This window comes from Paraburkholderia sediminicola (assembly GCF_046027825.1).
Lineage (GTDB): Bacteria > Pseudomonadota > Gammaproteobacteria > Burkholderiales > Burkholderiaceae > Paraburkholderia > Paraburkholderia sediminicola_D.
This window is the reverse complement of record NZ_JAQQDU010000010.1, coordinates 61,575-88,301: the sequence shown is the minus strand read 5'-3', so window position 1 is coordinate 88,301 and position 26,727 is coordinate 61,575. Positions and strand designations below refer to the sequence as shown.

Genomic DNA, 26,727 nt, shown 5'->3' with positions numbered 1-26,727 from the left:
CGCCCGCCGGGGCGCGGAGGCCAGTGGCACTCAAGGCGGTGCTCACCTGAGCAAAGGCATGAGATACACCAAAGGCGCTACCCGCTGAGGCGTAGGGTTCAAGAGCTCTGGCCGGTGCGCAGCCGTCAGAACCACCAAGTGTTTTCTGTGATGTGCCGCTCGGCGCGCGCAGCGCCGCCGGAACTGATGACTGCTTTGTCACTGACGCGGAGTGTGCGAGGGCACGGATTCCAGATGCACCACTGCCCCCTCCAAGCCAGGGGGCCCACTTAGCATTAGCGGTTGGAGCCGCTTTCTTTTGCCTACTTTTCTTTGCGGCGGCAAAGAAAAGTAGGTGCCCGCCCCGCACAGGGGCGACGCTAATAGACCGATAAGAAACCAAGGAAAGGCCAACGCCGCAGGCACACAGACAAAAGCGCCGAGCAGGCAAAGAACCGAAACAAAGACACGGCCGCCCGCACCCAAACATAGAGCGTCGCGAAGACAACAACAACACCAAAGACCTAGAGCGTCGCGGAGACAAAAGAAAATACTTCATTTCACTCTCCGACGAGAAAAACCCGCACAACAGGCCGCGCCAACGACTTAGCCCCAACACTCACTTCCAGCCCAGTCACCGACCGCGGCAGCGGCGCATTCCCCAACTGGGGCACCTTCAAATTATTGTCGTTCTCCGTAATAGCACTCTGCACATCCTTCATCTGCGTAGTCCAGCCAACCTTCGGCACATAAAGACGAGCCGAGATAGCCCCGACGCCTCCCATCAAAGGCACCGCCGTCCAGCCATCACCCTCGCCACCGCGCAGCGCGCGCCGCAGATCGCCCACATTACCCAACGGCGGCGACGCATACCGAATCACGCGTCCCTCAGATACGCGGTACCTCACCACCTGCAAACGCGGTGCCTCCCCCGGTAACACCATCTCCCGCACGATCTGCAACACGCTGCCTGAAACCGATATCGCCGCCTGCCCGGACTCGTCATCCGACGCGGCCTGCCGCGCATCGATCCGCATCTGGTCGAACAACTGCGCAAAAACGCGCTCGTCTTCCATCGCGTTCGTGATCGTCTCCCGGCCACGAATGATCTGGTCCAACCCGCGCCACGACAACACGGCAATCACCGCCATGATCGCAATCGCAACCAGCAACTCGATCAGCGTGAAACCACGCGCGCCCATCCGGCCGCGGCGCTTAGAGCGAACGGTTGTTTTCATTCGCCACCACCGTCACCATCTGGGCAAGATTGCCGGAACGCCCAGGCATCGTCACCATCACTTCCACGCGGCGAAACACCGGATTCGGCGTCGCCGTCACCTGTTCGGTACAGACCAGCTGCAAATTGCCCTGCGAGCAGTCAAAACTCGTCGAGCCGACGTTTGGCCAGCCGTGCGTCAGATGCAATTGCGCCAGCGTATTGTCCGCGCTCCATCCCGCCAGCAGTCGACGATGCAAATCCGCCTCGCCGCTCGCCAGACTCCCCACCGCGCGCATCGATGCCGCCAACGCAATCGCGATGATCGCCAGCGCCACCAGGACTTCGATCATCGTAAAACCACGCTGCGAATCACACCGCGATTCGCGCGCGCCCATTCCCCTGCAACGACGCATCTCAGTGCACCTCATAGCGGCCATTGCCGGTGCCGACGATCGTCGCGCTCCCCGCAGCCGAAAACAGGGTGATCTGCACGGGCACGTCGATCGCTTCCGTGCCGAACACGACACGGCTCGGGTGCGAATCCGACCCCGGGTAATTGATCGTCACGCCGGTCACACCACCTTCCCAATTGCGCGGCCCGAGCAGGTCGTCACGCAGCGGACGCCAGCCGTCTTCGGTTCGCAGATCGAAGCGGAAGCCGCCATCGAGCGGCTGCCACGCGATCGGCCGTGCACGCACCTGAGCTTCGTCGCCGGCCGATTCGAACAGCAGCGCAAGACGCTGCGCTTCTTCGTTCAGATCGGTGCGCGGGTTGCGCGTCATCGTCAGCGCGGTCAGCGATACGAGAATGCCCGCGATCACCAGCACCACCATCATTTCCAGCAGCGTGAAACCCGCCGCACGCTTCAGGCCGCCTGCGCTGAAACCACGTGCGCCACGCGAGCCGCGCGCGCGCGCGTCAGCGCACGCCGTGCCCGGCAGCGATGCCGTACACGGCGTGTCCACACAGGACTTGCAAGCGGACAGTCGCATAGTGCCGGCCACAAACGATCAACTAAAGATCAAAAAAAACAATACGTCGATAAGACGCGCGGTGGATCACCAAAGGGCAGGGCAATCCGGCGCGCGTGACAATCAACAGCGCTTAATGAACGACTGAACTACCGGACTACTGCCACGAGCCTATGTCGGCGTCATTGCCTTCGCCGCCCGGCTTACCATCCGCGCCATAGCTGAACACGTCGATCTCACCATGCACGCCCGGGTTCAGATACTGGTAGGTATTGCCCCACGGATCGTTCGGCAGACGTTCGAGATAGCCGCCGTCCTTCCAGTTGTTCGGCACCGGGTCGGTGGTCGGCTTTTCGATCAGCGCGCGCAGGCCTTGCTCCTGAGTCGGATAACGGCCGTTGTCGAGACGGTAGAGTTTCAGCGCCTGCATCACGGTGCCGATATCCTGCTTGGCGGCCACGCGCCGCGCTTCGTCCGGACGACTCATGATTTTCGGCACGATCAACGCGGCCAGAATGCCGAGAATCGCGATCACGACCATGATTTCAATCAGCGTGAAACCGCGTTGACGACGGCTGCGCTGACCCGCGATGTCAGTACGGCGAGTGGTCGACAGTTGCATAGCTTGCTACCTCTTTTCAGGTGAAATTTTCGATCGGGCGGGATTCGTGTATCCGCAATTGGGGTGCTATTGAACACGCCCGGCCGGTCATTTTAATGTCATGGTGTTGAAGGGTTGCGAGAAAACGCCGGGCCGCCCCAAGTTTTCCCTAGGGGGCTGGTGCGAAGCACCAGGTTAAGGCACTTTCCCTCAACGCAATTTTCACAATAGTCCGTACAATATGCGCATGAACGCTATCCAAATCCGCCTTCTGTCGCTCGCGCTGTTCGCCGTGTTCTGCGCGACGCTGACCTACTGGGTCATCACGATCTCCACGACGTCGGGTGCACCGTTGCCCGCTGCCGCCGCGCATGCGCAGGTCTCGACCGAACAGGCCGCCACACTGTTCGGCGGTCAGCTCACCCGCAGCGTTAACCAGGACGTGCATCTGTTCGGCGTCCTCGCTTTGCAGCAAGGCGCCGCGGCCATCGTCAGCGTCGGTGGCGAACCACCGCATGCGGTGTCGCTCGGCAGCGCGCTCATGCAAGGCGCCAAACTCTCCGAAATCCGCCCCCGCTCGATCATCATCGACCGCAACGGTGCGCATTCCGAAGTGTTCCTACCGGCCAATCCTGCAGGTCCCACTATTTACGTTCGCTGACCCAGGCGTTCTGCCCGGGTTCAGCTGATTGCGCAGCGGCAACCGCGGCTGCTTGCTATATGCGGTGGCCACCAGGGTTGCCACTGCATTGGCCACCGTAGTTGCCACCTCATGCGCTGCAGCCACGCAATCGAAAAACCTCTCCGCTTTACTGCACCAGGTTGTTCAACTCGATGATCGGCAGCATCACCGCCAGCACGATCACCAGCACCACACCCCCCATCGCCAGAATCAGCAACGGCTCGAGCAGGCTCGTCAGAAACATCGTGCGACGCTCCAGCTCGCTCGCTTCGCCGTCGGCCGCGCGGTCGAGCATGGTCGTCACGTCACCGGTCGCTTCACCCGAGCGGATCAGGTGAACCAGCACCGGCGGAAACGTCTTGGTATTGCCGAGCGCGCGCGATAAGGACGTGCCTTCGCGCACCCGCACGATCGCATCGTCGATGTTCTCGCGCATCGCGTTGTTGCTGAGCGTCTCGGCGGCAGCTTGCAGCGCGCGCAGAATGGGCACGCCGGCTGCCGTCAGAATGCCTAGCGTGCTGGCAAAGCGCACCGTGTTGTAGCCACGCACGAGTTTGCCGAGCAGCGGGGCGGTCAACAGCCACCGGTCGAAGGCAAGCCGCGGGCCGGGCTGCTTCAGGACTGAGCGCACCAGGTACACCAGCACGATCACGCCGATCAGCATCGCCCACCACCAGTGCCGCACGAAACCAGACAGCGCCATCATCATGATGGTGAGAACCGGCAATTGCTGTTTGGTGCTGGCGAACACGTTCACCACTTGCGGCACCACGTAGCTCAACAGAAACGTGACGATGCCGAAGGCGATCAGCGTCACGATCGCCGGATACGTGAACGCGAGCACGATCTTCTGCTTGAGCGCGTTGCGTTGCTCGATGTAGTCGGCCAGACGCGAGAGCACGAGACCGAGCTTGCCGGTATGTTCACCGGCGGCCACCAGCGCACGATAGATCTCGGGGAAGTCTTTAGGATGCTGCGTCAGCGCATTCGCGAGCGAATGGCCGCCGAGCACTTCGGCGCGAATCGACGCCATCAGCTCGCGGATGTAGTCGCGCTCCGATTGCTCGGTGAGCACCGCGAGCGCTTCGTCGAGCGGCAAGCCGGCGATCAGCAGGCTGGCCAGTTGCCGCGTGAGAATCGCCTGCTCGCGCTGCGACAAACGGCGTCCCATCGACAAGCGCTGATTGCGCTCGCCACGTGTGCGCGTCGCAGCCGGTTCGACGACGAGGGGCGTCAGTCCTTGCGAACGCAGATTGGTCCGCGCACCGCGCGCACTGTCCGCGTCGAGCACGCCTTTTTGCGCCTTGCCCGCCGCATCGATCGCTTCGAAACGAAATGCCGGCATGACCTTATGCTCCGCCCGTCACGCGGATCACTTCTTCGAGCGACGTCAGCCCGGATGCGAGCCAGCGGTCCGAATCTTCGCGCAGCGTGCGCATGCCTTGCGCGCGGCCCGAAGCGAGAATTTCCGCATCGGATGCGTTGCGGTGAACCAGCGTGCGGATTTCATCGTCGATCAGCAGCAGTTCGTACACGCCGCGTCGGCCTGCGTAACCGGAGTGACCGCACTTGTCGCAACCGACCGGGTGCCAGCGCACGCTGCCGTCCTCTTCAACGCGTTCTTCGCGGCACACCGGGCACAAGCGCCGCACCAGCCGCTGCGCCAGCACGCCAAGCAACGACGACGCCAGCAGATACGGCTCGACGCCCATGTCGGTCAAACGCGTGACGGCGGATGCCGCGTCGTTCGTGTGCAATGTCGCCAGCACAAGGTGACCCGTCAGCGATGCCTGCACTGCAATCTGCGCGGTTTCCAGGTCGCGGATTTCACCAATCATGATGACGTCCGGGTCCTGCCGCAGAATCGAGCGCAGCGCCCGCGCGAAGGTCATGCCGATCCGTTCGTTGACCTGCGTCTGGCCGATGCCGGACAGGTCGTATTCGATCGGGTCTTCGACCGTCATGATGTTGGTCGTCGCGGTTTCGAGCCGCGACATCGACGCATACAGCGTGGTCGTCTTACCCGAGCCGGTCGGGCCGGTCACCAGCACGATGCCGTGCGGTTTGCCAATCAGCTTGTCGAACTTGACGAGCGTGTCGGGCGCCATGCCGAGCGCTTCGAGATTCAGGCGCGAGGCGTCCTTTTCCAGGAGACGCAGCACGGCCCGTTCACCGTGACCGGTAGGCAGCGTCGAGACGCGCACATCGACCGGACGTCCGCCGACGCGCAGCGTGATACGGCCATCCTGCGGCAGGCGCTTCTCGGCAATGTCGAGTTGCGCCATGATCTTGATCCGCGAGATCAGCGCACCGTGCAGTGCTTTTTTCGGCCGCACGACATCGCGCAGCGTACCGTCGACGCGGAAACGCACCACGGAAGAAGTCTCGAACGGCTCGATGTGAATATCCGAGGCCTGCTCACGCGCTGCTTGCGTAAGCAGGGCGTTAATCATGCGGATGATCGGCGCGTCGTCTTCCGACTCGAGCAGATCCTCGACCTCGGGAATATCCTGCATCAAACGCGACAGATCGACTTCGCCTTCCACTTCACCGACCACCTGCGCCGCGCTGCCGTCCTGGCGCGCGTACGCCTGGTTGATCGCCTGAGCGAGTTCATCGGCGGGCAGACGCACAACGGACAACGCGCCGAAATTGCGCGCAACCTCGGCAAGCGCCGCATCACTGGTGCGTTCGCTGATCCAGACTTCCAGGCTGTCGGCATGCTGATGCGCGACCAGAATCTGACCGCTGCGGGCGAAGCCGTAGGGCACGAGGCGCGCGGCAACCGCCGACGGCGCAATGCGTTCGGCATGTTCCGTCACGACTGCAGGCGGAATCGCCGAGGCTTGCGTCGACGCACCGGCTCGCGCCGCTACCGACGACGCGGAACCTGACGGCGGCGTGGACGGCGTACTCACGGCTGCACTCCGGGCGACGCCGTGGACGGCGCCGGTACCGGGTTCGTCTGTACAGCACCGCCATTCATCACCGGATTCGACTGCGCGGGAGCGCCATTCATGACCGGATTCGTCTGCACAGCACCGCCGTTCGTGACCGGCGCCGGGGCAGAACCTGGAGGCGGTGCCATCTGCTGACGACGCATCTGATCAAGATTGAACAGGTTCATCGCCGGCGAGCCACCCTGGCTCGGGCCGAGCGGCATCGGCGGAACCACCGGATCGTCCTTGTCCTTGATCAGGTTGTTATCCGACTTGTACGCGCCCGTCACACCCTGGACGTAGTCGTAACGGTTCGACGTCACGGCTTGTGCCGTATCGCGATCGGTGATGATCACGGGGCGCAGGAACACCATCAGGTTGGTCTTCTGACGGGTCTTCTGTTCGGAGCGGAACAACTGGCCGAGCCACGGAATATCGCCCAGCAGCGGCACCTTGCTGTTGCTGACCTGATAGTTGTCCTGCATCAGGCCACCCAGCACGATGATCTCGCCGTTATCGGCGAGCACCGTCGACTGGATCGAACGCTTGGTGAATTCCGGACCGGCCGGGTTGGTCGTCGCGTTGGTCGTGCCGTTCACGATCGCCGAGTCTTCCGTGTAGAGCTGCAGCTTGAGAATCCCACCGTCGGTGATCTGCGGCTTGATGTGCAGCGTCAGACCGACATCGACGCGGTCGTAGGTATTGAACGCCGAGGTCGCGGTGGCGCTCGTGAGGTTCGAATACGAACCCGTCTGGATCGGCACGTTCGTACCGACAACGATCTTGGCTTCCTCGTTGTCGAGCGTGATGAGGTTAGGCGTTGACAGCACGTTCGCGTCGGCGGTCTGCGACAGCGCCTGCAGCAGCGCGCCGAGTCCCTGCACGCCGAAAATGTTGTGCACCCAGCCAACGTTGAGCCCCTGCTGGAGACCCGTGAGCGCTCCCGCCAGACCCGCAGGGTTCGTCGCCGTCACCGCCGCCGCCGCGGTCAGATTGATAATGCTGTTGCTGTTGCCGGTCGTCAGATTAGTGCCGGCAAAGGTCGAACCATTCGCGATCTGCCACTGAATGCCGAGATTGGCATTCGTGGTCGAATTCAACTCGACGATCAGCGCCTCGATATAGACCTGCGCGCGCCGCGCGTCGAGTTGGTCGATGACCGCCCGCAGATTGCGGTACACCGGGTCGGACGCCGTGATGATCAGCGAGTTGGTCGCGGCGTCCGCCTGAATCATGCCGCCGGCCTGATTGTCGTCGCCCTTGTTCTTGTCGCTGCCGAGCAGGTCGCCGGAACTGCCGTTCGAGCCCGATCCGCCGCCCATCGGCGACGCCGTCGAGCTGCTTCCGAGTCCGCCCGACGGCAGCGGCGGCGTACCCGACGCACCCGTCGAATTGCTGCCGAACCCACCCCCGCTACCGCTGTTCTGGTTGAACGAATTCGCATCGTTCGAGCCGCCCGATGAGCCGGTGTCGCCGCCTTTGCCGAGCATCCCGCGCAAGGTCTTCGCGAGCTTCGTCGCGTCCGCGTTGCGCAGCGCCACCACGTGCATGTTGCCGGGCATGGCGGTCGGCGCGTCGAGTTCCTTTGCCAGTTGCTTCGCCGCCGCGAGCCGCCCGGCGTTCGACGCCCGGATCAGCAGCGAGTTGGTGCGCGGATCCGCGGTGATCGACACCTTCAGCGTCGCGTCGGTACTGCCGATCGCGCCCGGGTCGAGCATCTTGGTCAGTTGCGTGGCGATATCGATCGCGTTCGCGTTCTTCAGCGGCACCACCGACACCGACTGGCCCGCAGCCGTATCGACCCCTGCGATGATCTGCGCGATGCGCCGCACGTTGTCGGCGTAATCGGTCACGACAATGGTGTTGTTGGCCGGGTAGGCCGCCACGGTATTGTTCGGCGAGATCAGCGGACGCAAGACCGGCAGCAGGTTATTGGCTGACTCGTTCTTCAGCACGAATACCTGCGTGACCACCTGATCGCCACGCGCAACAGGCGTATTGCCGACGTAGGTCGGCACGCCTTGCAGCTTGGCATCGGCCTCGGGCACGACCTTCAGCACGCCGTGGTCCTGCAACAGCGCGAAACCCTGCATCCGCAAAGCGGATTGCAAGGTCTTGAGCGCCTGATCTTCAGGCACCGCATTCTCTGACACAAGGTTCAATTGACCCTTCACGCGCGGGTCGACAATGATCGTCTTGCCGGTTGCCGCGCCGATCGCCTTGGCCACCTGGTCAATGTCGGCGTTCACGAAGTTGAGTGTCACCTGTGCCTGTGCTGTCTGCGCGGTGATCAATCCAGCCACCAGCAGCGCCGTTGCGACGCGACGCAATGCCATACGATTTCTTCTCATGGAATAGGGTATCGATGCCGACGGCTCTAGCCGTCGACGGTCATGCAGTGCGAACATTTGAGCAAACCGCCGCCCTGTCGGCCTGCCAGCCGGCCTCACAGGCGATCAACGGCCCGGATGCCGGACATCCAATGTCCGAAAAAAATGAACAGTAACAGCTTTTCATGTCGGATTTGTCACAAAACAAACGGCCCGGTGCGATTACTCTAAAGACCATCACAAACTGTCAAGCAATTGAAAGCAAACAGCTTCTGTGCGCCGGGCCGCAGAAGCGCTTGGTTTTCCGCCGGATTATGTCGGTTAGCCAACTTGACGCGTGTAGGTCTGCCGGTATGATACGAGCCGTTCGAGGTGCTGGAAGGGGGTTGCGGACGCGGGTTTTCCCCGATGCCCGACAAAAGCCCAGCCAGCGAGCCCTACCGGCTTCCAGAGGCTGAAGTATGGCCGACGCATTGCCTTACCAAACCTTACCCTTGCGATTTGCTTAGTCGTCTTGACTGATGAAACGAACCTTCGTCACCGTCGCCGCAGGACTTGCCGTGCTGATTGCAGCAGGGTCCGCGCGCGCCGATTGCTTTGACGAGGCTGCGAGATATCAGAAGGTCAACCCCCTGATTCTGCGCGCAATTGCGTGGCAAGAGTCACATAATCGACCGGATGCGTTGCATAAGAACGCCAACGGCTCGACCGACTACGGCGTCATGCAGATCAACTCGGTTCATCTGCCGATACTCGCCCAGTACGGCATCTCGCAAGGCACGCTGATGGAGCCTTGCAAGAACGTCTACATCGCGGCATGGCATCTGCGCCGCCAGATGAACAAGTACGGCAATACCTGGCAGGCGGTCGGCGCGTATCACTCCGAGACGCCGGCGCTGCGCGATAAATACGCACAGCAGATCGCCACGATCCTGCGCCAGTGGCATCTGATGCCGGCGGCTGCCCGCTGAGCGGATCCTGCCCGCCACGCGGCCATTCCCTGTTTGATGCACAATGCGGCTTCGTGCTGCCGTCGGGGTTCGGCCATCTTCTGGCCCCGGAGTCATGCGACCCCAAGCCCGGCACGCCTTCCAATCCTCTTGTCTTTCCGTACTGCGATGAACCAGCCGCTATTGCCCGTCACCGTGCTCTCCGGTTTTCTGGGCGCTGGCAAGACCACGCTCCTGAACCACATCCTCGCGAATCGCGCCGGTTTGCGCGTCGCCGTGATCGTCAACGATCTGGCCGCCGTCAATATCGATGCGACCCTCGTGCGCGATGCCGCCGCGCTCTCGCATGTCGAAGAGCAGCTCGTCGAACTGTCGAATGGCTGCATCTGCTGCACGTTGCGCGACGACTTGCTGGTCGAGATCAAGCGGCTTGCGGGTGAAAAGCGCTTCGATGCGATCCTGATCGAGTCGACCGGGGTGGCCGAGCCGATGCCGATTGCCGAAACCTTCACCTTCGTCGACGACGACGGCGTGTCGCTGTCCGACGTCGCCCAGCTCGATACGATGGTGACGGTGGTCGATGCGTTCAACTTCCTGCGCGACTACGGTTCAGCCGACGCGCTCTCCGAGCGGGGCATCGCGGCGACCGAGGAGGATGATCGGACGCTGGTCGAGTTGCTGATCGAGCAGATTGAATTCTGCGACGTGCTGGTGGTGAACAAGGCCGATCTGGTGAGCGCCGATGAACTCACGCGTTTGCAGCGCATCCTCGCCCGCATCAATCCGCGTGCCGTGCAGGTGGTGAGCCGGTTCGGTGACGTGCCGCTTGCCGAGGTGCTGAATACCGGGCGTTTCGATTTCGACGCGGCCTCGAGCGCACCGGGCTGGCTCGCATCGCTTGATCACGAGAATGAGCACGAACATGACCATGAGCACGGCCATGCCCATCACGGTGAAGCGGACGAATTCGGCATCGGTAATTTCATTTACCGCGCGCGGCGGCCGTTTCACCCAGAGCGCCTGTGGGCGCTGCTGCATCAGGAGTGGAAGGGTGTCTTGCGCAGCAAGGGCTTCTTCTGGCTCGCCACGCGTAACGACATCGCCGGTTCGCTGTCACAGGCGGGGGGAGCTTGCCGGCATGGTCCGGCGGGGATGTGGTGGGCCGCTCAGGATCGTAGCGAATGGCCGGACGGCGATGACGAGTTGGCCGCCGAAATTGCCGCCGACTGGTACGGCGATCCGGACGATCTGAGCATCGGCGATCGTCGCCAGGAACTGGTGATGATCGGGGTCGGTGTCGACCCGGCTGTCTGGCAAGCGAAGTTCGACGCGTGCCTTGTGACCGATGAGGAATACGCGGCGGGACCGCAAGCGTGGCAGCAATTCACCGATCCGTTCCCAGCATGGGACTTCGACGAAGACGAACATGACCATGATCACGATGGTCACGATCACGACCACGACGGCCATGGCGAAATCGTGCATCGCCACGACTAACCGGCCCTTCTACCTGGTAGTGATGCTTTAGCCGCGACGCCCGTCGCGGCTAAAGCAAAAATCGCAGACGAAAAAAAACCCGCCGTTGGCGGGTGTCAACTGCCAGGCAGTAATCTGCTTAGCGCTTGTTGACAGCGTCCTTGAACGCCTTGCCAGCCGTGAACTTGACGGTCTTGGCTGCCGGGATCTTGATAGTTTCGCCGGTCTTGGGGTTACGACCCGTACGTGCTGCGCGCTTGCCCGAACCGAAGCTGCCGAAGCCGATCAATTGGACCGCGTCACCCTTCGACACAGATTTCTTGATCACTTCAAGCAACGTGTCCAGCGTCTCACCGGTTTGAGCCTTGCTGGCGCCCGTCTGTCCTGCGACGGCGTCGATCAGTTCCTGTTTGTTCATTAAGGTTCCTTTCTGAGTTTAGGTTGACACGAACAGCGCGAACGCGCCGATTATACGTGCGCGGGCCGCGCCGTCGAGCAGCTGCGGCTCCGGATCCCCTCCGGATATAGCGCCGGGCGATTGACTGCCCGTCGGCCGTGCTGCCGCTCCCTTCGCGGCGCTTGCTATGATAGCGCAGCGCAAACCCAATCAGGACAAGGGTTTCGAAGATTTAGGCGGTTCCGGGGGCAGATAGCGAGGGGAAACCCTTCTTTTTGCTCGTCGCGGACCTCAATCGAAGGCTGAAACCCAGTATGGACGGGGCTTAGCGTTGGTTTTTGCCAACGCTGCAGCGCGTCTTTTTCGCCGCCCGGCGAGCTGCGCGCGCTGGCGGTAACGTCTGATCCGCTCTTTCGAGCATCATTTCCGCCGCGCATGACCGATCCGCTGATCCCCGCCGTCCTCGCGTTTCGCGACAACGGCTCACTTTTTTCGCCGCACTACGACGACATCTATCACAGTGCTGTCGGCGCTCTCGAACAGGCTGAATACGTCTTCCTCCGCGGTAATGCGTTGCCGCAGCGCTGGCAGGGCCGACGCGTCTTCACCGTGCTCGAAACCGGCTTCGGCATGGGTATCAACTTCCTGACGACCTGGGCCGCCTGGCGTGCCGATCCAACGCGCTGCGAGCGCTTGCACTTCGTCTCGACCGAGAAGCATCCCTTTACTCAAACCGATTTGCAGCGCGCCTATGCCGCGACGATTTCTGATCCGACAGTGGCCGCGCTCGCGCAAACGCTCGTCGACGCATGGCCGATGCTCGTCCCCGGCACCCATCGGCTGGAATTCGAAGATGGGCGGATCGTCCTGACGCTCGTGTTCGGCGACGCGGTGGAAACCTTGCCTGCCTTAAGGCTGCGCGCCGATGCGTTCTACCTGGACGGCTTCGCGCCAGCCAAAAACCCCGAGATCTGGACTCCGGCGATCTTCAAGGCGCTCGCGCGGATGGCCGGCGAGGGCGCCACGTTCGCCACCTACAGCAGCGCCGGCGAGATCAAACGTGCGTTGACGCAATGTGGCTTCGAATATCGCAAGGTCGATGGCTTTGGTTGGAAACGCGCGATGCTCGTCGGCCACTTCGCGCCGCGCTGGCGCGTGCGCCGCTATGAGCCGCCGGCACCCCTCGAGGTCGACGAGCGGCACGCCGTCGTGATCGGTACCGGTCTCGCCGGCTGCGCGGTCATCGAGCGCCTCGCTGCGCGGGGCTGGCGCGTCACGTCGCTGGAGCGCCACGCGTCGGTGGCACAGGACGCCTCGGGTAATCCGGCCGGCGTGTTTCATCCCATGATCTCGCGCGACGACAGCGTTGCTTCCCGCGTCACGCGTGCGGGCTTCCTCTACACACTGAGACGCTGGGCAGCGCTCGAGCGGCTGGGTCACCATCCAGTGCGCGGTACGCCTGGGCTGTTGCAGATCGCCGCGGACGACGAGGAAGCCCGCTCGATGAGCGAGGCCATCGCGGCGTTCGGTTATCCCTCGGACTATGTAACGCCCGTATCGCTGAGCGAAGCACAGCGGCTTGCCGGTATGCCGCTCGCGCGAAGCGGCTGGTTTTTTCCGCATGGCGGCTGGATCGACCCGTCGTCGCTTTGCACCGCGCAGTGCGCAGCGGCGGGCGGATTGCTCGAACGCCACTTCGGCGTGGACGTGGCGCGCCTCGAGCGCGCCGGCAATCAATGGACCGTGTTCGACGCAGCAGGGCAGGCCATCGCGCGCGCGCCGGTGGTCATCGTCGCGAGTGCACACGACGCCGCACGCATTGCCGGTTTGCAGCACGCGCCAACTCGCAGCATCCGCGGCCAGTTGACGCTGCTGCCGCCGGGCGCTGTCCCGCCGCTCGGGATGCCGGTGATGGGGGAAGGCTATGCCGTCCCGCTCGCCGACGGCGCCACGCTGACCGGCGCGACCTACGAACTCGACGACCCCGACACCTCGCTGCGACCGGATGGCCATCTCGAAAACCTCGAACGGGTCGCGCAGATGCTCCCGGCCTTCGACGGCATCGTCGACCCGGCACGGGCAGCGGCCCTCATCGGGCGCGTCGCATTTCGCTGCGTCACGAGCGACCGGATGCCGATGATCGGCAACTTCGCCGACGAAGCCGCGTCGACGCGCGACGCCCAGCGCCTGCGTGGCGCGTGGCCGCTCGACCTGCCGCGCGTCGACGGCTTGTACGGCGCCTTCGCTTACGGCTCGCGCGGTCTGGTTTGGGCTGCGCTGGGCGCCGAGTTGATCGCCTCGCAGATTGAAGGCGAGCCATGGCCACTCGAACGGGAGTTGGCCGAAGACATCGATCCTGCTCGCTTCCTCTTACGGGCGTTGCGCCAGGGTACGGCGCGTTAACCGCGCGCGCCGAACATCGGTGACGAAAAAAGTTATCCACTGAAATGTGTGGATAACCACGCTGTTTACCGGCGCAACACATGTGGAACCGTTGTGGACGTAAACGGGGTAACTTTGCCGCCGCCGAAAATCCCGAAAAGTTACCCTTGTATACCCGCCGCTGCCGCACACGCTGTGCATCCTGTTGTGCGAGCTGCAACTTCATGAATTGATTCGGTAAACCGGGGTTATCCACAGAAAACGAGGCACCTTGTTAACTGTTACTACGTATACATACAGTAAACCTGTAAACAGAAAGGCCGTGCCGAGATCGAACGCCATCGTCGCATTCCAGGCGCCGAAAACCGGTGAAAAACGCATCCGTTAGTGCCCCACAAAACACATCTGCCACGTCGAATGTGTACCCTATGAGAGCCAGCCCCGTTTTTAGAACGGTCGGTTTTTCCTCATCTCACGAAGATAACGTACGTTTTTACCGTTTTGCCTGCATGTTGCTGTGCTTTCGGTCGAGTACGAAAAAGCTATGGCACAATCGCCGTTCTTTTCCGCGTCGTGCCTCGCCTCTGGCGGCACACGCTGCAACGGAACGGTGCCGCTCAATCAGAATCTGATTCAAAGTCGACGGCGTTCTTTCACCGTGCCGGGCCGGTTGCTACGGCCGCACCCCAGAATGCGCCGCGCTCCCAGCGGCTGCGGCGTATTCAGATCATCCGATCGTTGAAAACTCGCAACGCGGGTCACGCGAAGCGATCGCGACAGTGAGCGCCCGAGGCGCCCATCCGCTCGCCGGTGTTTGCGCCGGTTCGTGTTGTCTGCCGTTGCTGCAAAGGAGAACCCATCACGATGAAGTCGGCGTTTTCATTTTTCCCAGCCTGGCCACTCACACCCGACGCCATTTTTTGGGCTGGTCTTGCCTTGCTTGCTGCAGGTTTGTGCGGCGAACTTTGCTATCGCGCGTGGCGTTTGCCGCGCATTTCCGGGTATGCGGTCATCGGTCTGGTCGCAGGCGCAGCCGGTTTCGGTGTGATCGACGCGGATTCCGCAAGCGCCGCGCGGCCCTTGCTCGATGTGGCGCTCGGTTTGTTGCTATTCGAACTGGGTAGCCGGCTCGATCTGCGCTGGATTCGCCGCAATCCATGGCTGATTCTGTCGAGCATCGCCGAAGCCACGCTGACATTCGCGCTGGTGTTGCCGGTTTTGTTGTTCCTGAAGGTGCCACTGATCGTGGCAACGGTGCTCGCCGCGATTGCCATGGCGACTTCGCCGGCGATGGTGATCCAGCTCAAAACCGAGCTGCGCGCAGAAGGTCAGGTGACCCAACGGTTATTGACCCTTACCGCGCTGAACAGCATGTATGCGGTGGTGATCGAAAAACTTGTCTCCAGCTGGTTGCATCAGGAGGTTTACGGCAACGTATACGCCACGATTCTGCAGCCGCTGTACCTGCTGGTCGGCTCCCTCGTGCTGGCCTATCTGCTGGCGCGCACCTGCACGTTTTTTTATCGCCGCCTGAACATGCAGGACGAGCATTCGTTCGTCGCGCTGTTCGGCCTCGTGCTGCTGGCCATTGCGGTGGCGCATGTGTTCAAGCTTTCCACCATTCTTGCCTTGCTGGCCGCAGGCATCATCGTGAAGAATCTTGAAGCGCGTCCGCAGTTGTGGCCGGAACATTTCGGCACGGCCGGCTGGTTGCTGACCGTGATTCTGTTCGTGCTGACGCTGACTTCATTCGAATGGAAAGACATCGCACTCGGCGGAGTCGCGGCGCTGGGTCTGATTGTTGCGCGTCTGGTTGCAAAACTGGTTGGCGTGATGGCGTTCGCCAAGCCGAGCGGCTTGAACTGGAAGCAGGGCATGGCGCTCGGTTTGTCGTTATCGCCCATGTCGGCGCTTGCCTACCTGCTCGTCGACGATACGTACAACCTTTATCCGAATTTCGATCCGCAATTGCGGGCCATCGTGATGTGTTCGATCTTCGTGCTGCAGATTCTCGGCCCGTGGCTTGTGTATCGCAGTCTGGCGCTGGTGTCCGAACGGCGCGAAGACTAGCCACGCACCGTTGCTCGATTCTTCACGCGCTTGATTTGCGCGCTTTATTCAGCTTATTCGCTTAAAAAACGGCTGGTGTGTGACACACCCATGTGACACACACCGGCCGACCTGACTCAGGGGACGCCATGTCACTCGAACCCTTCATCGATTCGAAACCGTTCACTTTCGGTGTCGAACTCGAGATGCAGATCGTTAATACGCACGACTATGATCTGACCAAAGCCGGCTCGGATCTGATGCGCCTCATCAAGGACGAAAAAATCCCTGGCAACATCACGCCGGAAATCACCGAAAGCATGATCGAGTTGTCGACCGGTATCTGCACGACGCATGAACAGGCCGTCACCGATTTGCGCAAGATCCGCGACACGCTGGTTTCCGCGGCCGATCACCTGAATGTCGGCTTGTGCGGCGGCGGCACGCATGCGTTCCAGCAATGGAGCGAACGGCAGATCGTCGATACGCCGCGCTTTCAGTATCTTTCGGAGTTGTACGGCTACCTGGCCAAGCAATTTACGGTGTTCGGCCAGCACGTGCACATCGGCTGTCCGAATCCGAACAGCGCGCTGTATCTGCTGCATTCCATGTCGCGCTTTATTCCGCATTTCATTGCGTTGTCCGCTTCGTCACCGTTCGTGCAGGGCGTCGACACCGGATTTCATTCGGCACGCCTGAATTCCGTGTTCGCGTTTCCGCTGTCGGGCCGCGCGCCGTTCGTGTTGACCTGGGACAGCTTCGAAGAATATTTCTCGAAGATGGTTCACACCGGCGTGGTCAACAGCATGAAGGATTTTTACTGGGATATCCGGCCGAAGCCGGGTTTCGGCACGATCGAAGTGCGCGTGATGGATACGCCGTTTTCAGTGGATCGCGCCGCGGCGATTGCCTGCTACATCCAGACGCTGGCACGGCATCTGTTGCTCGACAAGCCGATCACGCCGCAGGAAGACGATTACCTCGTCTACACGTTCAACCGGTTTGAAGCATGCCGCTTTGGTCTGGCCGGCAACTGCATCAATCCGCAAACGAGCGAGCGCAAGACGATTTCCGAAGACATCCTCGAAACGCTGGATCTGATTGCGCCGCACGCCGAAGCATTAGGTTCGGGCAACGCACTCGCGGAAATCGGTGCGATCGCGCGTGGCCAGGTCAATGATGCGACGTGGCTGCGCGGCGTTTTCGAGCAGGAAAAGTCCTTGCATGAGGCTGTCAGGCAACAGTGTCTGCAGTGGCGAGCCTAGCCAGATGCAGGAATGCGTACGTTAAACCGTAAGGAAGACCCGCTTCGTGCGGGTTTTTTTTCGTAAATAAATTTCCAGCTCGAGGTGCTTTAGGTTTTTCTAAAGTTTACGTATACAAACATAGTAGTAGTTAACAAGCATTGCATCTGCCTGTGGACAACTGAATAATTCCCTGAAAAGTCAAAGCGCTACGTAAACCATAACTGGGCTGATCCAAGGCGTATCGGTGCCGGTAAACGAGGACAACTTTGGTAAGGGCGGTGGCGACCAGGTGCTTATCAAGAATCGGCACACATGCCATCCCGGTGTTTTCCCATGGTTATCCACAGGTTATGTTGGATAACTTAGCTGTACGATTGGCCGGTCTCGCATAGAATGTCGTTTTCGCCGCCTTTGGCTTGCAAGGCGGTAGATTTTTGAGATAGTAGAAACCGTCTCGTCTGCTGTTGGGCGAGGCTACCCCACACAGGCTACGGGCGTGTTCGGCGGCGGTTTGCCGGCATCGCACCAAAGCTTTAAATAAACGAATCGAAGATTATGAGCGAAGGCGTATACGGAGAACAGGCAACCGGGCGAGTGACCCACAGCCTATTGCGATTGAGCACGGCCATGCGGAGCCAGGCTTGGGAATGGGCGGAAGGCGCAGGCCTGACGCCGACCCAAGGCGAAATCCTGGTCTTGCTGATGCAACGCAAAGGCCCGATGCGTCTTGGCGAAATCGCCCGTGAAACGGCGCTGACCGCCGCGACCACCAGCGATGCCGTGAGCACGCTCGAGACCAAGGGTCTGGTCGAAAAGCGCCGTGCCCTCGACGACGGCCGCGCTCTCGCGGTCCGTCTGACGGCGCGTGGCCGCACCGCTGCCAAGCGCGCTGCGCAATGGCCGGACTTCCTGGCCAAAGCGGTCGGCACGCTGCGCGAGGAAGAGCAGACGCTGTTCTATCGCACGCTGCTGAAGACCATTCACCAGCTGGAAGCGCAGGGCACGATTCCGCCGCACCGCATGTGCCTGAGCTGCACACACTTCGAGCCGAGCAAGAATCCGAAGAAGACGCCGCATCACTGCGCGCTGCTCGACATGAATATGTCGGACACGGATCTGCGTCTCGATTGCTCGGTGTACGAAGCGGCTGACGTTGCCACCCAGAAGAAGACCTGGAAGATCTTCGCCCAATAAGGCGGCGTTTTCCGGGACAATCCGCTACACTGCCAAGCCGTGTTCCGGCGGGCGGCGTTTGCCGTCCGCTGGCCGGTTCGCGCCGTGTAGCGGCAAGTCTTTAGTCAACCTGAAGGTGGGGCAGGCTGATGAATCGCGAAGTTCTGGCCATTCGCCATGTATACTTCGAGGATCTGGGCAGTTTTGAGCTGGAGCTCGGCGAGCGTGGTCGGCCGGTGCGTTATCTCGATGTCGGCCTTGGCCGTATCGAAGCGCCGGACCCGGTTGCCGCATCGCTCATGGTGGTCCTCGGCGGTCCGATCAGTGCAACCGACGACGCGCTTTATCCGACGCTCGTCCCGTTGCTCTCCATGATCGAAAGGCGCATTGCCGCCGGTTTGCCGACGCTCGGCATCTGCCTCGGCGCACAATTGATCGCCCGTGCACTCGGTGCGCGCGTCTATCCCGCAGGCCATACCGAAATCGGCTGGACACCGCTAACGCTCACCGATGCGGGCCGTGCTTCCCCGGTGCGTCATCTGGACGGCGCGCACACGTCGATGCTGCATTGGCACGGCGATACCTTCGATCTGCCCGACAACGCCACGCGTCTGGCTTCGACGCCTGCGTGCGAAAACCAGGCTTTCGCCTGGGGCGGTCACGTGCTGGGTTTGCAATGTCATCCGGAGATTCGCGCTGACCGGTTCGAACCCTGGCTGATCGGCAACGCCGGTGAGATTGCCGGCCACGGTATCGATGCGCGTCAGTTGCGGGCAGAGACCGCGCAGTTCGGTCCGGCGCTGGAAGCCGCCGCGCGCCGGATGTTTGGCGAGTGGCTCGATCAGGTCGAGCCGAAACCCTGATCTGAGCGAGGCTGCAGACAATCACCCGCGGTGCTATGCTCGTTCGCTCTTGGGTTTTTTCTGGGCGTAATCCATGAGCGCGCTTTTTTCTCCGCTCACGCTGCGTAGCGTGACGCTTCCCAATCGTATCGTCGTCTCCCCGATGTGCCAGTATTCCGCCGAACGTGGCGAGGCGACGGCGTGGCACATGATCCATCTCGGCAGTCTCGCGCTATCCGGCGCCGGCCTGTTGTGTATTGAGGCGACGGCCGTCGAACCGGATGGCCGCATCACCCCGGGCGATCTCGGATTGTGGGACGACGCCACCGAAGCCGCGCTTGAGCCGGTTCTGGCCGCGATCCGCAAGCATTCGCCGATTCTCGTTGCGATGCAGTTGTCGCATGCGGGGCGCAAGGCGTCGAGCCACGTGCCTTGGGAAGGCGGTCAACTGATTCCAGTTTCGCAAGGCGGCTGGCTGCCACATGCGCCGTCGGCGTTGCCGCACAAAGCGGGTGAAGAACCGCCGCTCGCACTCGACACACCCGCACTAAACCGGATCCGCGAAGCGTTTGCGGCCTCCGCGCGCCGCGCCGCGCGCCTCGGCATCAATGCACTGGAAGTGCACGCAGCACACGGCTATCTGCTGCATCAGTTCCTGTCGCCGATCGCCAATCAACGCAGCGACGACTACGGCGGTTCGCTCGAAAACCGTATGCGCTTTCCACTCGAAATTTTCGACATCGTGCGTGCTGCGTTTCCCGCCGACAAACCGGTTGGCGTGCGTGTCTCTGCAACTGATTGGGTCGAAGGCGGCTGGACGCTCGCGGACACGATCGCGTTCGCACAGGAGTTGAAAAAGCGCGGCTGCGACTGGATCGATGTGTCGTCCGGCGGCGTCTCGCCATTGCAGAAGATTCCGCTTGAGCCGGGCTACCAGATCCCGTTCGCGAGCGCCGTCAAACATGCAACTGGTCTCACGACCATCGGCGTCGGCCTGATTACCGATCCGCTGCATGCCGAACAACTGATCGAAAACGGCGACGCAGATCTGATCGCGATGGCCCGCGCGTTGCTGTACAACCCGCGTTGGCCGTGGCACGCCGCGGCGCAACTCGGCGCGACGGTCGAAGCGCCGCCGCAGTACTGGCGTTCGCAACCGCGCGAGCAAAAAGCACTGTTCGGCGACATTTCTTTCGGACAACGGTGAACCTGCCAATGCGCCTTGAGCGCGTGCGTCTTATTGACGGTTGAACGAAGCCGTCTTGAACGTGTAGGATGCCGGATGTGGCGCATGAGCGTCGCAGGTCGACGCGGCGCTCGCAAGGCGCCGCGTTTGCTATCCGCGTCAGAAAGAGCAGCGCGTTAGACGCGGGCAATTCTGACGGCTGCCGGATCTTCACCCCCAGTTCTTCACAAGGATTCATTCAATGAGTTCACGCAGGATCGCCGTGCGCCGTTCGGGTGTGCACGGCAAAGGCGTGTTTGCCATCGAGCCGATTGCGGCCGGCGAGCGGCTGATCGAATATAAGGGTGAGCGGATCTCCTGGAAGGAAGCGTTGCGCCGTCATCCGCATAATCCGGCCGAACCGAATCACACGTTCTACTTCGCACTCGACAGCGGCAAGGTGATCGACGGCAAAGTGGACGGCAATAGCGCGCGCTGGATCAACCATTCATGCGCGCCGAACTGCGAAGCCGAAGAGATCGACGGTCACGTGTACGTAACCGCGCTGCGCGACATCGCCGAGGGTGAGGAGGTCTTTTACGACTACGGCCTCGTCATCGACGCGCGTCAGACCAAGAAGCTCAAGAAGGAATACGAATGCCGTTGCGGCGCGCGCAAGTGCCGCGGCACGATGCTGGCGCCGCCGGAGAAAGAGAAGGGCGCGTCCGGATCCGACAAGACGGTGAAGAAGGCGAAGACGTCGGCGAAGAAAGAGAAGAAGAAATGAAACGCGGGCTGCCTGAGTTGAACGTCAGTTAACTCGATGCAGCCCGTTGACCTACTGCAGAGTCACATATCGATCGGCGCCGAGTGCGCCGATTTTTTTGCCGGACGCCGTGTCTCGGGATCGACGTCGTGCTGAACGCTGGTCGGCATAAGCGGAATACGCACGATAAAGCGCGCCCCGCCTTCTGGTGCATCTTCGTAATGCACGCTGCCGTGATGCAGCACCATGATGTCGTGGACGATCGCAAGACCGAGACCCGCACCGCTATCCACGCCGGCCTCAGTCTGACCGTCGCCCCGGAAGAATCGCTTGAACAGATCGGCTTGCTGTGCGAGCGGCACGCCTGGCCCATTGTCTTCCACGATGATCTCAGCCATGCGGACCTCGTCGATCACGGTTTGCGACACCGTCACGGTAATGCGACCGCCATCGAAGCGCGACGGCGGCACGTACTTGAGCGCGTTATCCAGCAGATTGGCGATCACTTCGTGCAGCAGCACCGGATTGCCACGCGCCATCAGCGGGTGATCGTTGGCCGGATCGTCGAGGCGCTGGAAGCCGAGGTCGACGTGGAACGTCAGCGCGCGCGGCACCCATTCCGCACCCGTATCGAAAGCGAGCGCGGCCATGTCCACGTTGACGAAACGTGCCGCCTGTTCGCCCGGCTCGGCGCGCGCAAGCGAAAGCAACTGGTTCGACAGCCGCACAGCACGATCAGCCGCTGCACGCAGTTCACGGACCGCGGTGAGCGTCTGCTGCGGGTCGCGTGCGACCGCGGCCTGTTCTGCATGTAGCTTGACGGCGGTGAGCGGCGTGCGCAACTGATGCGCAGCGTCGGCGATAAATTTGCGCTGGCCGTCGAGGGCGGTTTTCAGACGGTCGAGCAACGCGTTCAGTGCGCCGGTGAGCGGCCGGATTTCAACCGGCACGTAGGTCTCGTCAACCGGTTCGAGCGACGTATGCGTTTGCCGGTTCAATGAGTCCGCGAGATCGGTCAGCGGATTGAGTTGTTGATTGACGACCCGCCACACGATCACCCAGCCCGCCAGCAGCAGCAATAGCAGCGGCATCATAATCGCGACCAGAAACTCGGCGGCGATGCGAAAACGGTGATGTACCGGCTGACCTACTTCGACGACGATCGGATTGCCGCTCGGCTGATCGACGCGCACCTGCGCCACGCGCACCGTCACGCCTTCGTGTTGGGTTTCGAATACGTACGCATAATGCATACGCCGCACGCTGGTGCCCTGCAGCGGCAGATTGTGGTCGCCGGCAATTTCGGTTTCGCCGTTGCTGATCCGATAAACGAGTTGTTCGACCGGATCGGAGAACATGGCCTGCGCGAGCGGCGGCACCGTCACCTTGGCGTCAGGGCCGGCTATCTGGATCTGTTTGGAGATCGCGGTGGCGAGATCGGCGAGCGACCGGTCAACCACGTGCTGGGTGTACTGCCACGCCAGCCAGTAAGCGATCAGGCCGCTCATTAGTGCGAGCAGCGAAAGGGGAGCAGCGAGGCGCCGCAGCAGCGTGCGGCGCAAACTATTAGCGGCCGGCTGGGGCATGATCGAACGCGCGGGAAAGAAGCAACGGCAAAAAACGCCGTGAAAATTCGCCGGATGCCGGCGAATTGCGCACCGAGTGCGCGGCGCCGGCCCGGCGCCGTCAGGCCGCAACACAGAGTGCGGCCCTTGCGACGATTATGCGGCCTGGCGGATTTCCTGCAACAGGTAACCGAAGCCGCGCACCGTGACGATTTCGACACGGCAGTTTTCGAGCTTTTTACGCACCCGGTGCACATAGACTTCGATCGCGGTATCGCCGAGATCGCCGCCGAAATGCGTCAGATGGTCTTGCAACTGAGCCTTGCTGACCACGCGGCCGTGGCGCAGCAGCAGCATTTCGAGCACGGCGAATTCACGCGGCGACAGTTCAAGCGGCTTGTCGTCGTTGAAAATGCGGCGATCGACGCCCGACAGACGCACACCACCCAGCGACACTTCCGGACGCGGCATATCGCCGTGCGGGCCGCTGCGGCGCATCACCGCACGGATGCGCGCTTCGAGTTCGGTGGGTTCGAACGGCTTCAGCATGTAGTCGTCCGCGCCGGAATTCAGGCCTTGCACGCGATCGTTCAACTCGTCGCGCGCGGTGAGGATGATCACCGGCGTGTGGCGATTGCTCTGACGGAAGCGCGCGAGCAGTGTCATACCGTCGATACCGGGCAGGCCCAGATCGAGGATCACCAGTTCGTGGCGGTTTTGGGTGAGGGCCTGTTCGGCGAAAATGCCGTCATGGACCATGTCGACGGTGAAGCCGGCTTGTTCGAGACTGCTTTGGATGCCGCGTGCGATGGGGCGGTCATCTTCGATCAGAAGGAGTCGCATGGATTTCGCTCAAGTACAATGGGTTTAGGCGTTTGGGCAAGCGGTTCGCCGGGGCGCCTGCTGCACAGCCAGCGTGCGGCATGGTCATGCCGAACTGGCACGAAGGACCACGAAGCAGCTATCGAGCAGCGTTAATGCGGCCAATGAGCGATCAGGAATCATGTCCGAGATAACGATTCACGAACTGGAAGCCGCGATCAACTTCTGGCGCGCCCGCTCACCTTCAAGCGGTGACGAACTCGTTCTGTGCAAGGAGGCAAGCGCGCTCTCCAAGCCGTATGCGCTGATGATTGTACAGCGTCAGCAGACGCTATCGCCGGATCGTTTAGACAGGATTGCAAGGCTTGCCTGGGATTCTTACGTGCGCCTTAATAATAACCTGTAGAACTGAAGGTTTGGGCGCCAGATTGCCTGCAATGTCCTTTCATTTTCGCCCAATCCGCTCGATACGGGGCGCATTAGTGCACCTGAGCGATTGTATTACACTGTAATACTGTCGATAAATCGTGCCAATTTGATGTCCCGCTCGGTCAAACCATTGGCTTCGTGCGTCGACAGCGTGATCTCCACCTTGTTGTACACGTTGAACCATTCCGGGTGGTGGTCCATCTCCTGTGCCTTGATCGCGACGCGCGTCATGAAGCCGAATGCTTCGTTGAAATCGGCGAATCTGAAGTGGCGCTGGATCGCGTCGCGGCCTGCCACGGCTTGCCAGCCGCACAGTTCCGCGACCTGCGTGGCACGTTCTTCGGAAGTCAGTTTGTTAATCATGGTGCTACCTCGTTGATCTGAACAGGCACGCCGATGGGCGTGCGCATCCGCTATTTTTTCACGGATGCCAACAGCCTGCTGTCGGCCCGATCAGCTTTGGTTGTCAGATATCGCCGTCGGTCTGCCAGCCTTCCTGGGAGCCGCGCGTGATGACGCGATCGTGCTTGAGCACGTCGCCGGCTGCGAACGCCGACTCCGCGGCCAGCTTGGCCAGGAGCGGCGCGAAGTCGGTTTGCGCGACGCCAAACAATTGGGTGAAGTCGTCGATCACGAAGTAGGTTTTCTGGAACGTGTCGATGCGGTAACGCGTGCGCATCACGCGTTCGAGGTCGAAGCCGAGCCGGTTCGGCGCCGCGCTTTGCTGGCTGTAGAGCGTCTCGCCTTTGCTCGAGACGATGCCCGCGCCGTAGATCTTCACGCCGTTCGGACTGGCCGCATCGCGGATCAGGCCGAACTCGACTGTGTACCAATAGAGCCGCGCGAGCAGCGGCAGGGCGCCGGCATCGTTGGCGGCCAGCGCGGCGCGGCCGTATGCGTGCATGTAGTCCGCAAACACCGGATTGATCAGCAGCGGCACGTGGCCGAACAGATCGTGAAAACAGTCCGGCTCCTGCAGATAATCGAGCTGGTCGGGGCGGCGCATCCACCATGTCACCGGAAAACGGCGGTTCGCCAGATGTTCGAAGAACACCTGGTCGGGCACGAGTCCGGGCACGGCGACGATTTGCCAGCCCGTCGCGGGCGTCAGCCTGGCGTTGATTTCGTCGAAAGAGGGCACGCGGTCGGGCGGCATGCCGATACAGTCGACGCCGGCCAGAAACTCATCGCACACGCGGCCCTTGAGCAGCGCTGTCTGGCGTGCATAAAGCTGTTGCCAGACAGCGTGGTCGACTGCGCCGTATCGTTCGGTTGGCTGGTCGATGGTGAAATCGGCGCGGGTTTCGAGTCCGGCGTCGAATTGCTCTTTGAGTTTGGCGGTGTTGGCTGTGGACATATCGCTGCGCGTTCTACGATGACTGCGGGTTGAAACGGTGATGCAAGTGTAGAGCGGCAGGTCTGCGGAAAGGGCGCAATGATGGCGTTACAGAGGATCGATATGCAATAATCGTGCATTGATTACAGATTTAGTGCGGATATTAATCATGTTGGAACTCGATCACTTCGATCTCGCGCTGCTGGACGTTCTACAGCGCTTTGGCCGGGCCACGCATCAGCAACTGGCTGAGCAGGTGCCGCTGTCGCCGTCGCAGATTGGGCGGCGTTTGCAGCGGCTGGAGCAGGTGGGGGTGGTGGACGGCTATCGCGTCGTGCTGCGCCAAGAAAAACTTGGTCTCGGCGTCACGGCTTTTACGAGCCTGAAGTTGAAGCATCACGGCGACTCGATCATCGAGCAATTCCAGCAACAGATCGACGTGCTGCCGGAAGTACTGGAATGCCACGCGGTGGTTGGCGACGCCGATTACCTGCTACGCATCGTGGCGCCCGATCTGAATTATCTGTCGACGTTCGTAATGAAGAAGCTGATGCGCGTGCCGGGCGTCGACAGCGTGCGCTCCAATATCGTGTTGACCACGTTCAAGCGCAATGGCCCGTTGCCGCTCGGCCATCTGTCGCCGGGGGCCGCCGCCGCGTGATGCGGTGGCTTTGCGACCTTTCGGGAATTCGGGATGGTTGGGGGTCGCCGTTCCCGGATTGATTTCGTCGCGACCCGCCATGCTTAAGTTTTACGCAGCTTGTTTCGGTTCGCTGTCCGGGTTCAGCAAATCGACGTAGGCCACCGCCACCAGATCCGATTCCGGCACACCGAGGGTCTCAAACATCGCGTGCGCTTCGGCGTGGCCGCCTTCTTCGTCGTCGTCCTGAGCGAGCACGACTTCGAGCTCGACGAAGTCGCCGAGACCGTCGACGCGGTCCAGATGAATCCGCGTACGGCCCGTCAGGTAGACGTGACGTTCCTTCGTGACGATGCCACGCGTGGTCAGCGCCGTGGCGAGCAGCGCGTGCATCGCTTCAGGGTTGGTCACCGGGCTGCGTGTGTAATACGACGCCTTGGGGCCGTCGCGGTCGTCGCGCTGATAGAAGATCAGTTCGGCCGGTGTGCCGTCGTCGAACTGGCGCAGCTTCAGGCGGCCACGCGGCACATCGTAGAAAAAGTCCTGCTGGCGAAAGATCAGCGGCGCGTCCGGCGCGAGCTTCGCGGCGCGTTCGCGCAGTTGCTCGAAATGCTGGGCGCGGGCTTTGATTTCAATGTTGCGTGCCATGTCAGGCTCCTGTCGAAAGATGGAGTGGTCGGCGGCTTCCGGTGTTGCCGGGGCGAAGCCGCCGGGAAGGACAAAATCAGACGGAACAAAACGATGCGGAGCCAGCGCGTAAGCGCGA

25 protein-coding genes are annotated in these 26,727 nt (G+C 61.6%); 12 read left to right on the top strand and 13 right to left on the bottom strand.

The genetic code is table 11. From position 1 onward, the window contains the following. Window positions 1-539: 539 nt before the first annotated feature. The 4 genes from PQQ96_RS07885 to gspG all read right to left on the bottom strand — a co-directional run bounded on the left by PQQ96_RS07885 (window position 540) and on the right by gspG (window position 2,792). Window positions 540-1,217: a PulJ/GspJ family protein gene (locus PQQ96_RS07885; protein WP_408290577.1), complete on the bottom strand. Its 678-nt coding sequence runs from the start codon at window positions 1,215-1,217 to the stop codon at window positions 540-542. Beyond that, window positions 1,195-1,611 (bottom strand): type II secretion system minor pseudopilin GspI, encoded by a 417-nt coding sequence (gene gspI / locus PQQ96_RS07880; RefSeq protein WP_408290575.1) that lies wholly within the window; start codon window positions 1,609-1,611, stop codon window positions 1,195-1,197. Before gspI ends, PQQ96_RS07885 begins: the two co-directional genes overlap by 23 nt. Window position 1,612: 1 nt before the next feature. Continuing rightward, the gene (locus tag PQQ96_RS07875; protein WP_408290573.1) at window positions 1,613-2,191 is read right to left on the bottom strand and encodes a GspH/FimT family pseudopilin; all 579 of its coding nucleotides are present in this window, start codon (window positions 2,189-2,191) and stop codon (window positions 1,613-1,615) included. 136 nt (window positions 2,192-2,327) lie between these two features. Beyond that, window positions 2,328-2,792, bottom strand: a complete 465-nt coding sequence (gene gspG, locus PQQ96_RS07870; protein ID WP_408290572.1) for a type II secretion system major pseudopilin GspG — start codon at window positions 2,790-2,792, stop codon at window positions 2,328-2,330. Between the two features lie 226 nt (window positions 2,793-3,018). Here gspG and PQQ96_RS07865 point away from each other — a divergent pair, with 226 nt between their 5' ends. Further along, window positions 3,019-3,432 (top strand): type II secretion system protein N, encoded by a 414-nt coding sequence (locus tag PQQ96_RS07865; protein WP_408290570.1) that lies wholly within the window; start codon window positions 3,019-3,021, stop codon window positions 3,430-3,432. 148 nt (window positions 3,433-3,580) lie between these two features. Here PQQ96_RS07865 and gspF read toward each other — a convergent pair whose 3' ends face one another. Genes gspF through gspD form a run of 3 tightly spaced genes read right to left on the bottom strand, consistent with a single transcriptional unit; the run spans window position 3,581 to window position 8,728 of the window. Beyond that, the gene (gene gspF / locus PQQ96_RS07860) at window positions 3,581-4,798 is read right to left on the bottom strand and encodes a type II secretion system inner membrane protein GspF (protein ID WP_408290568.1); all 1,218 of its coding nucleotides are present in this window, start codon (window positions 4,796-4,798) and stop codon (window positions 3,581-3,583) included. A 4-nt stretch (window positions 4,799-4,802) separates the two neighbouring features. Beyond that, window positions 4,803-6,371 (bottom strand): type II secretion system ATPase GspE, encoded by a 1,569-nt coding sequence (gspE, locus tag PQQ96_RS07855; RefSeq protein ID WP_408290566.1) that lies wholly within the window; start codon window positions 6,369-6,371, stop codon window positions 4,803-4,805. Next, a complete protein-coding gene (gene gspD, locus PQQ96_RS07850) occupies window positions 6,368-8,728 on the bottom strand; it encodes a type II secretion system secretin GspD (RefSeq protein WP_408290564.1) in 2,361 nt (786 codons plus the stop codon). Before gspD ends, gspE begins: the two co-directional genes overlap by 4 nt. Window positions 8,729-9,243: 515 nt before the next feature. Here gspD and PQQ96_RS07845 point away from each other — a divergent pair. Both PQQ96_RS07845 and PQQ96_RS07840 read left to right on the top strand, forming a co-directional pair. Then, complete coding sequence (locus PQQ96_RS07845; protein ID WP_408290563.1) at window positions 9,244-9,693, top strand: lytic transglycosylase domain-containing protein; 450 nt, start codon at window positions 9,244-9,246, stop codon at window positions 9,691-9,693. Between the two features lie 147 nt (window positions 9,694-9,840). Beyond that, the gene (locus PQQ96_RS07840) at window positions 9,841-11,169 is read left to right on the top strand and encodes a GTP-binding protein (protein ID WP_408290561.1); all 1,329 of its coding nucleotides are present in this window, start codon (window positions 9,841-9,843) and stop codon (window positions 11,167-11,169) included. A gap of 118 nt (window positions 11,170-11,287) precedes the next feature. Here PQQ96_RS07840 and PQQ96_RS07835 read toward each other — a convergent pair whose 3' ends face one another. Beyond that, window positions 11,288-11,566 carry an HU family DNA-binding protein gene (locus PQQ96_RS07835; RefSeq protein ID WP_006050811.1) on the bottom strand — a complete coding sequence of 93 codons (279 nt, stop codon included), beginning with the start codon at window positions 11,564-11,566 and terminating at the stop codon, window positions 11,288-11,290. Window positions 11,567-11,980: 414 nt separating this feature from the next. On the opposite strand from PQQ96_RS07835, the gene mnmC reads away from it, so the two are divergent. The 7 genes from mnmC to PQQ96_RS07800 all read left to right on the top strand — a co-directional run bounded on the left by mnmC (window position 11,981) and on the right by PQQ96_RS07800 (window position 21,190). Beyond that, window positions 11,981-13,948 carry a bifunctional tRNA (5-methylaminomethyl-2-thiouridine)(34)-methyltransferase MnmC2/FAD-dependent 5-carboxymethylaminomethyl-2-thiouridine(34) oxidoreductase MnmC1 gene (gene mnmC / locus PQQ96_RS07830; RefSeq protein WP_408290559.1) on the top strand — a complete coding sequence of 656 codons (1,968 nt, stop codon included), beginning with the start codon at window positions 11,981-11,983 and terminating at the stop codon, window positions 13,946-13,948. An 843-nt stretch (window positions 13,949-14,791) separates the two neighbouring features. Continuing rightward, window positions 14,792-15,997: a cation:proton antiporter gene (locus tag PQQ96_RS07825; protein ID WP_408290557.1), complete on the top strand. Its 1,206-nt coding sequence runs from the start codon at window positions 14,792-14,794 to the stop codon at window positions 15,995-15,997. Between the two features lie 128 nt (window positions 15,998-16,125). Further along, on the top strand, window positions 16,126-17,241 hold the full coding sequence (locus PQQ96_RS07820; protein WP_408290555.1) for a YbdK family carboxylate-amine ligase: 1,116 nt from the start codon (window positions 16,126-16,128) through the stop codon (window positions 17,239-17,241). 537 nt (window positions 17,242-17,778) lie between these two features. Then, a complete protein-coding gene (locus PQQ96_RS07815; RefSeq protein WP_074281782.1) occupies window positions 17,779-18,417 on the top strand; it encodes a MarR family winged helix-turn-helix transcriptional regulator in 639 nt (212 codons plus the stop codon). Between the two features lie 128 nt (window positions 18,418-18,545). Continuing rightward, the gene (locus PQQ96_RS07810) at window positions 18,546-19,259 is read left to right on the top strand and encodes a glutamine amidotransferase (protein ID WP_408290553.1); all 714 of its coding nucleotides are present in this window, start codon (window positions 18,546-18,548) and stop codon (window positions 19,257-19,259) included. A 73-nt stretch (window positions 19,260-19,332) separates the two neighbouring features. Further along, window positions 19,333-20,445 carry an NADH:flavin oxidoreductase/NADH oxidase gene (locus PQQ96_RS07805; RefSeq protein WP_408290551.1) on the top strand — a complete coding sequence of 371 codons (1,113 nt, stop codon included), beginning with the start codon at window positions 19,333-19,335 and terminating at the stop codon, window positions 20,443-20,445. Between the two features lie 220 nt (window positions 20,446-20,665). Further along, window positions 20,666-21,190 carry an SET domain-containing protein gene (locus PQQ96_RS07800; protein ID WP_408290549.1) on the top strand — a complete coding sequence of 175 codons (525 nt, stop codon included), beginning with the start codon at window positions 20,666-20,668 and terminating at the stop codon, window positions 21,188-21,190. Between the two features lie 62 nt (window positions 21,191-21,252). Here the strand turns inward: PQQ96_RS07800 and PQQ96_RS07795 are convergent, their stop codons facing one another. Together PQQ96_RS07795 and PQQ96_RS07790 are read right to left on the bottom strand one after the other, a co-directional pair. After that, entirely contained in the window at window positions 21,253-22,755 is a 1,503-nt protein-coding gene (locus PQQ96_RS07795) for a sensor histidine kinase (RefSeq protein WP_408290547.1), read from the bottom strand. Between the two features lie 135 nt (window positions 22,756-22,890). Beyond that, the gene (locus PQQ96_RS07790; protein ID WP_028197606.1) at window positions 22,891-23,577 is read right to left on the bottom strand and encodes a response regulator transcription factor; all 687 of its coding nucleotides are present in this window, start codon (window positions 23,575-23,577) and stop codon (window positions 22,891-22,893) included. Window positions 23,578-23,737: 160 nt separating this feature from the next. Between PQQ96_RS07790 and PQQ96_RS07785 the strand changes: the two genes are divergently transcribed. Next, on the top strand, window positions 23,738-23,962 hold the full coding sequence (locus PQQ96_RS07785; RefSeq protein ID WP_408290545.1) for a DUF3717 domain-containing protein: 225 nt from the start codon (window positions 23,738-23,740) through the stop codon (window positions 23,960-23,962). A gap of 95 nt (window positions 23,963-24,057) precedes the next feature. Here the strand turns inward: PQQ96_RS07785 and PQQ96_RS07780 are convergent, their stop codons facing one another. Both PQQ96_RS07780 and phhA read right to left on the bottom strand, forming a co-directional pair. Then, complete coding sequence (locus PQQ96_RS07780) at window positions 24,058-24,402, bottom strand: 4a-hydroxytetrahydrobiopterin dehydratase (protein ID WP_408290647.1); 345 nt, start codon at window positions 24,400-24,402, stop codon at window positions 24,058-24,060. A gap of 49 nt (window positions 24,403-24,451) precedes the next feature. Further along, window positions 24,452-25,342: a phenylalanine 4-monooxygenase gene (gene phhA / locus PQQ96_RS07775; RefSeq protein ID WP_408290543.1), complete on the bottom strand. Its 891-nt coding sequence runs from the start codon at window positions 25,340-25,342 to the stop codon at window positions 24,452-24,454. A gap of 148 nt (window positions 25,343-25,490) precedes the next feature. On the opposite strand from phhA, the gene PQQ96_RS07770 reads away from it, so the two are divergent. Further along, a complete protein-coding gene (locus PQQ96_RS07770; protein ID WP_408290542.1) occupies window positions 25,491-25,982 on the top strand; it encodes an Lrp/AsnC family transcriptional regulator in 492 nt (163 codons plus the stop codon). Between the two features lie 90 nt (window positions 25,983-26,072). On the opposite strand, the gene PQQ96_RS07765 is transcribed toward PQQ96_RS07770, so the two are convergent. Beyond that, window positions 26,073-26,609 (bottom strand): class IV adenylate cyclase, encoded by a 537-nt coding sequence (locus tag PQQ96_RS07765; RefSeq protein ID WP_408290540.1) that lies wholly within the window; start codon window positions 26,607-26,609, stop codon window positions 26,073-26,075. Window positions 26,610-26,727 lie beyond the last annotated feature (118 nt).

What these genes read in the sequence shown, in the direction of transcription:
- PQQ96_RS07765 (WP_408290540.1), bottom strand. Translation starts at nt 26,609, where the DNA reads ATGGCACGCAACATTGAAATCAAAGCCCGCGCCCAGCATTTCGAGCAA.
- gspF (WP_408290568.1), bottom strand. Translation starts at nt 4,798, where the DNA reads ATGCCGGCATTTCGTTTCGAAGCGATCGATGCGGCGGGCAAGGCGCAA.
- PQQ96_RS07885 (WP_408290577.1), bottom strand. Translation starts at nt 1,217, where the DNA reads ATGAAAACAACCGTTCGCTCTAAGCGCCGCGGCCGGATGGGCGCGCGT.
- PQQ96_RS07820 (WP_408290555.1), top strand. Translation starts at nt 16,126, where the DNA reads ATGTCACTCGAACCCTTCATCGATTCGAAACCGTTCACTTTCGGTGTC.
- PQQ96_RS07770 (WP_408290542.1), top strand. Translation starts at nt 25,491, where the DNA reads ATGTTGGAACTCGATCACTTCGATCTCGCGCTGCTGGACGTTCTACAG.
- PQQ96_RS07865 (WP_408290570.1), top strand. Translation starts at nt 3,019, where the DNA reads ATGAACGCTATCCAAATCCGCCTTCTGTCGCTCGCGCTGTTCGCCGTG.
- PQQ96_RS07795 (WP_408290547.1), bottom strand. Translation starts at nt 22,755, where the DNA reads ATGCCCCAGCCGGCCGCTAATAGTTTGCGCCGCACGCTGCTGCGGCGC.
- mnmC (WP_408290559.1), top strand. Translation starts at nt 11,981, where the DNA reads ATGACCGATCCGCTGATCCCCGCCGTCCTCGCGTTTCGCGACAACGGC.
- gspI (WP_408290575.1), bottom strand. Translation starts at nt 1,611, where the DNA reads ATGCGTCGTTGCAGGGGAATGGGCGCGCGCGAATCGCGGTGTGATTCG.
- gspG (WP_408290572.1), bottom strand. Translation starts at nt 2,792, where the DNA reads ATGCAACTGTCGACCACTCGCCGTACTGACATCGCGGGTCAGCGCAGC.
- PQQ96_RS07825 (WP_408290557.1), top strand. Translation starts at nt 14,792, where the DNA reads ATGAAGTCGGCGTTTTCATTTTTCCCAGCCTGGCCACTCACACCCGAC.
- gspD (WP_408290564.1), bottom strand. Translation starts at nt 8,728, where the DNA reads ATGGCATTGCGTCGCGTCGCAACGGCGCTGCTGGTGGCTGGATTGATC.
- PQQ96_RS07810 (WP_408290553.1), top strand. Translation starts at nt 18,546, where the DNA reads ATGAATCGCGAAGTTCTGGCCATTCGCCATGTATACTTCGAGGATCTG.
- PQQ96_RS07805 (WP_408290551.1), top strand. Translation starts at nt 19,333, where the DNA reads ATGAGCGCGCTTTTTTCTCCGCTCACGCTGCGTAGCGTGACGCTTCCC.
- PQQ96_RS07845 (WP_408290563.1), top strand. Translation starts at nt 9,244, where the DNA reads ATGAAACGAACCTTCGTCACCGTCGCCGCAGGACTTGCCGTGCTGATT.
- PQQ96_RS07800 (WP_408290549.1), top strand. Translation starts at nt 20,666, where the DNA reads ATGAGTTCACGCAGGATCGCCGTGCGCCGTTCGGGTGTGCACGGCAAA.
- PQQ96_RS07835 (WP_006050811.1), bottom strand. Translation starts at nt 11,566, where the DNA reads ATGAACAAACAGGAACTGATCGACGCCGTCGCAGGACAGACGGGCGCC.
- PQQ96_RS07815 (WP_074281782.1), top strand. Translation starts at nt 17,779, where the DNA reads ATGAGCGAAGGCGTATACGGAGAACAGGCAACCGGGCGAGTGACCCAC.
- phhA (WP_408290543.1), bottom strand. Translation starts at nt 25,342, where the DNA reads ATGTCCACAGCCAACACCGCCAAACTCAAAGAGCAATTCGACGCCGGA.
- PQQ96_RS07875 (WP_408290573.1), bottom strand. Translation starts at nt 2,191, where the DNA reads ATGCGACTGTCCGCTTGCAAGTCCTGTGTGGACACGCCGTGTACGGCA.
- PQQ96_RS07785 (WP_408290545.1), top strand. Translation starts at nt 23,738, where the DNA reads ATGTCCGAGATAACGATTCACGAACTGGAAGCCGCGATCAACTTCTGG.
- PQQ96_RS07840 (WP_408290561.1), top strand. Translation starts at nt 9,841, where the DNA reads ATGAACCAGCCGCTATTGCCCGTCACCGTGCTCTCCGGTTTTCTGGGC.
- PQQ96_RS07790 (WP_028197606.1), bottom strand. Translation starts at nt 23,577, where the DNA reads ATGCGACTCCTTCTGATCGAAGATGACCGCCCCATCGCACGCGGCATC.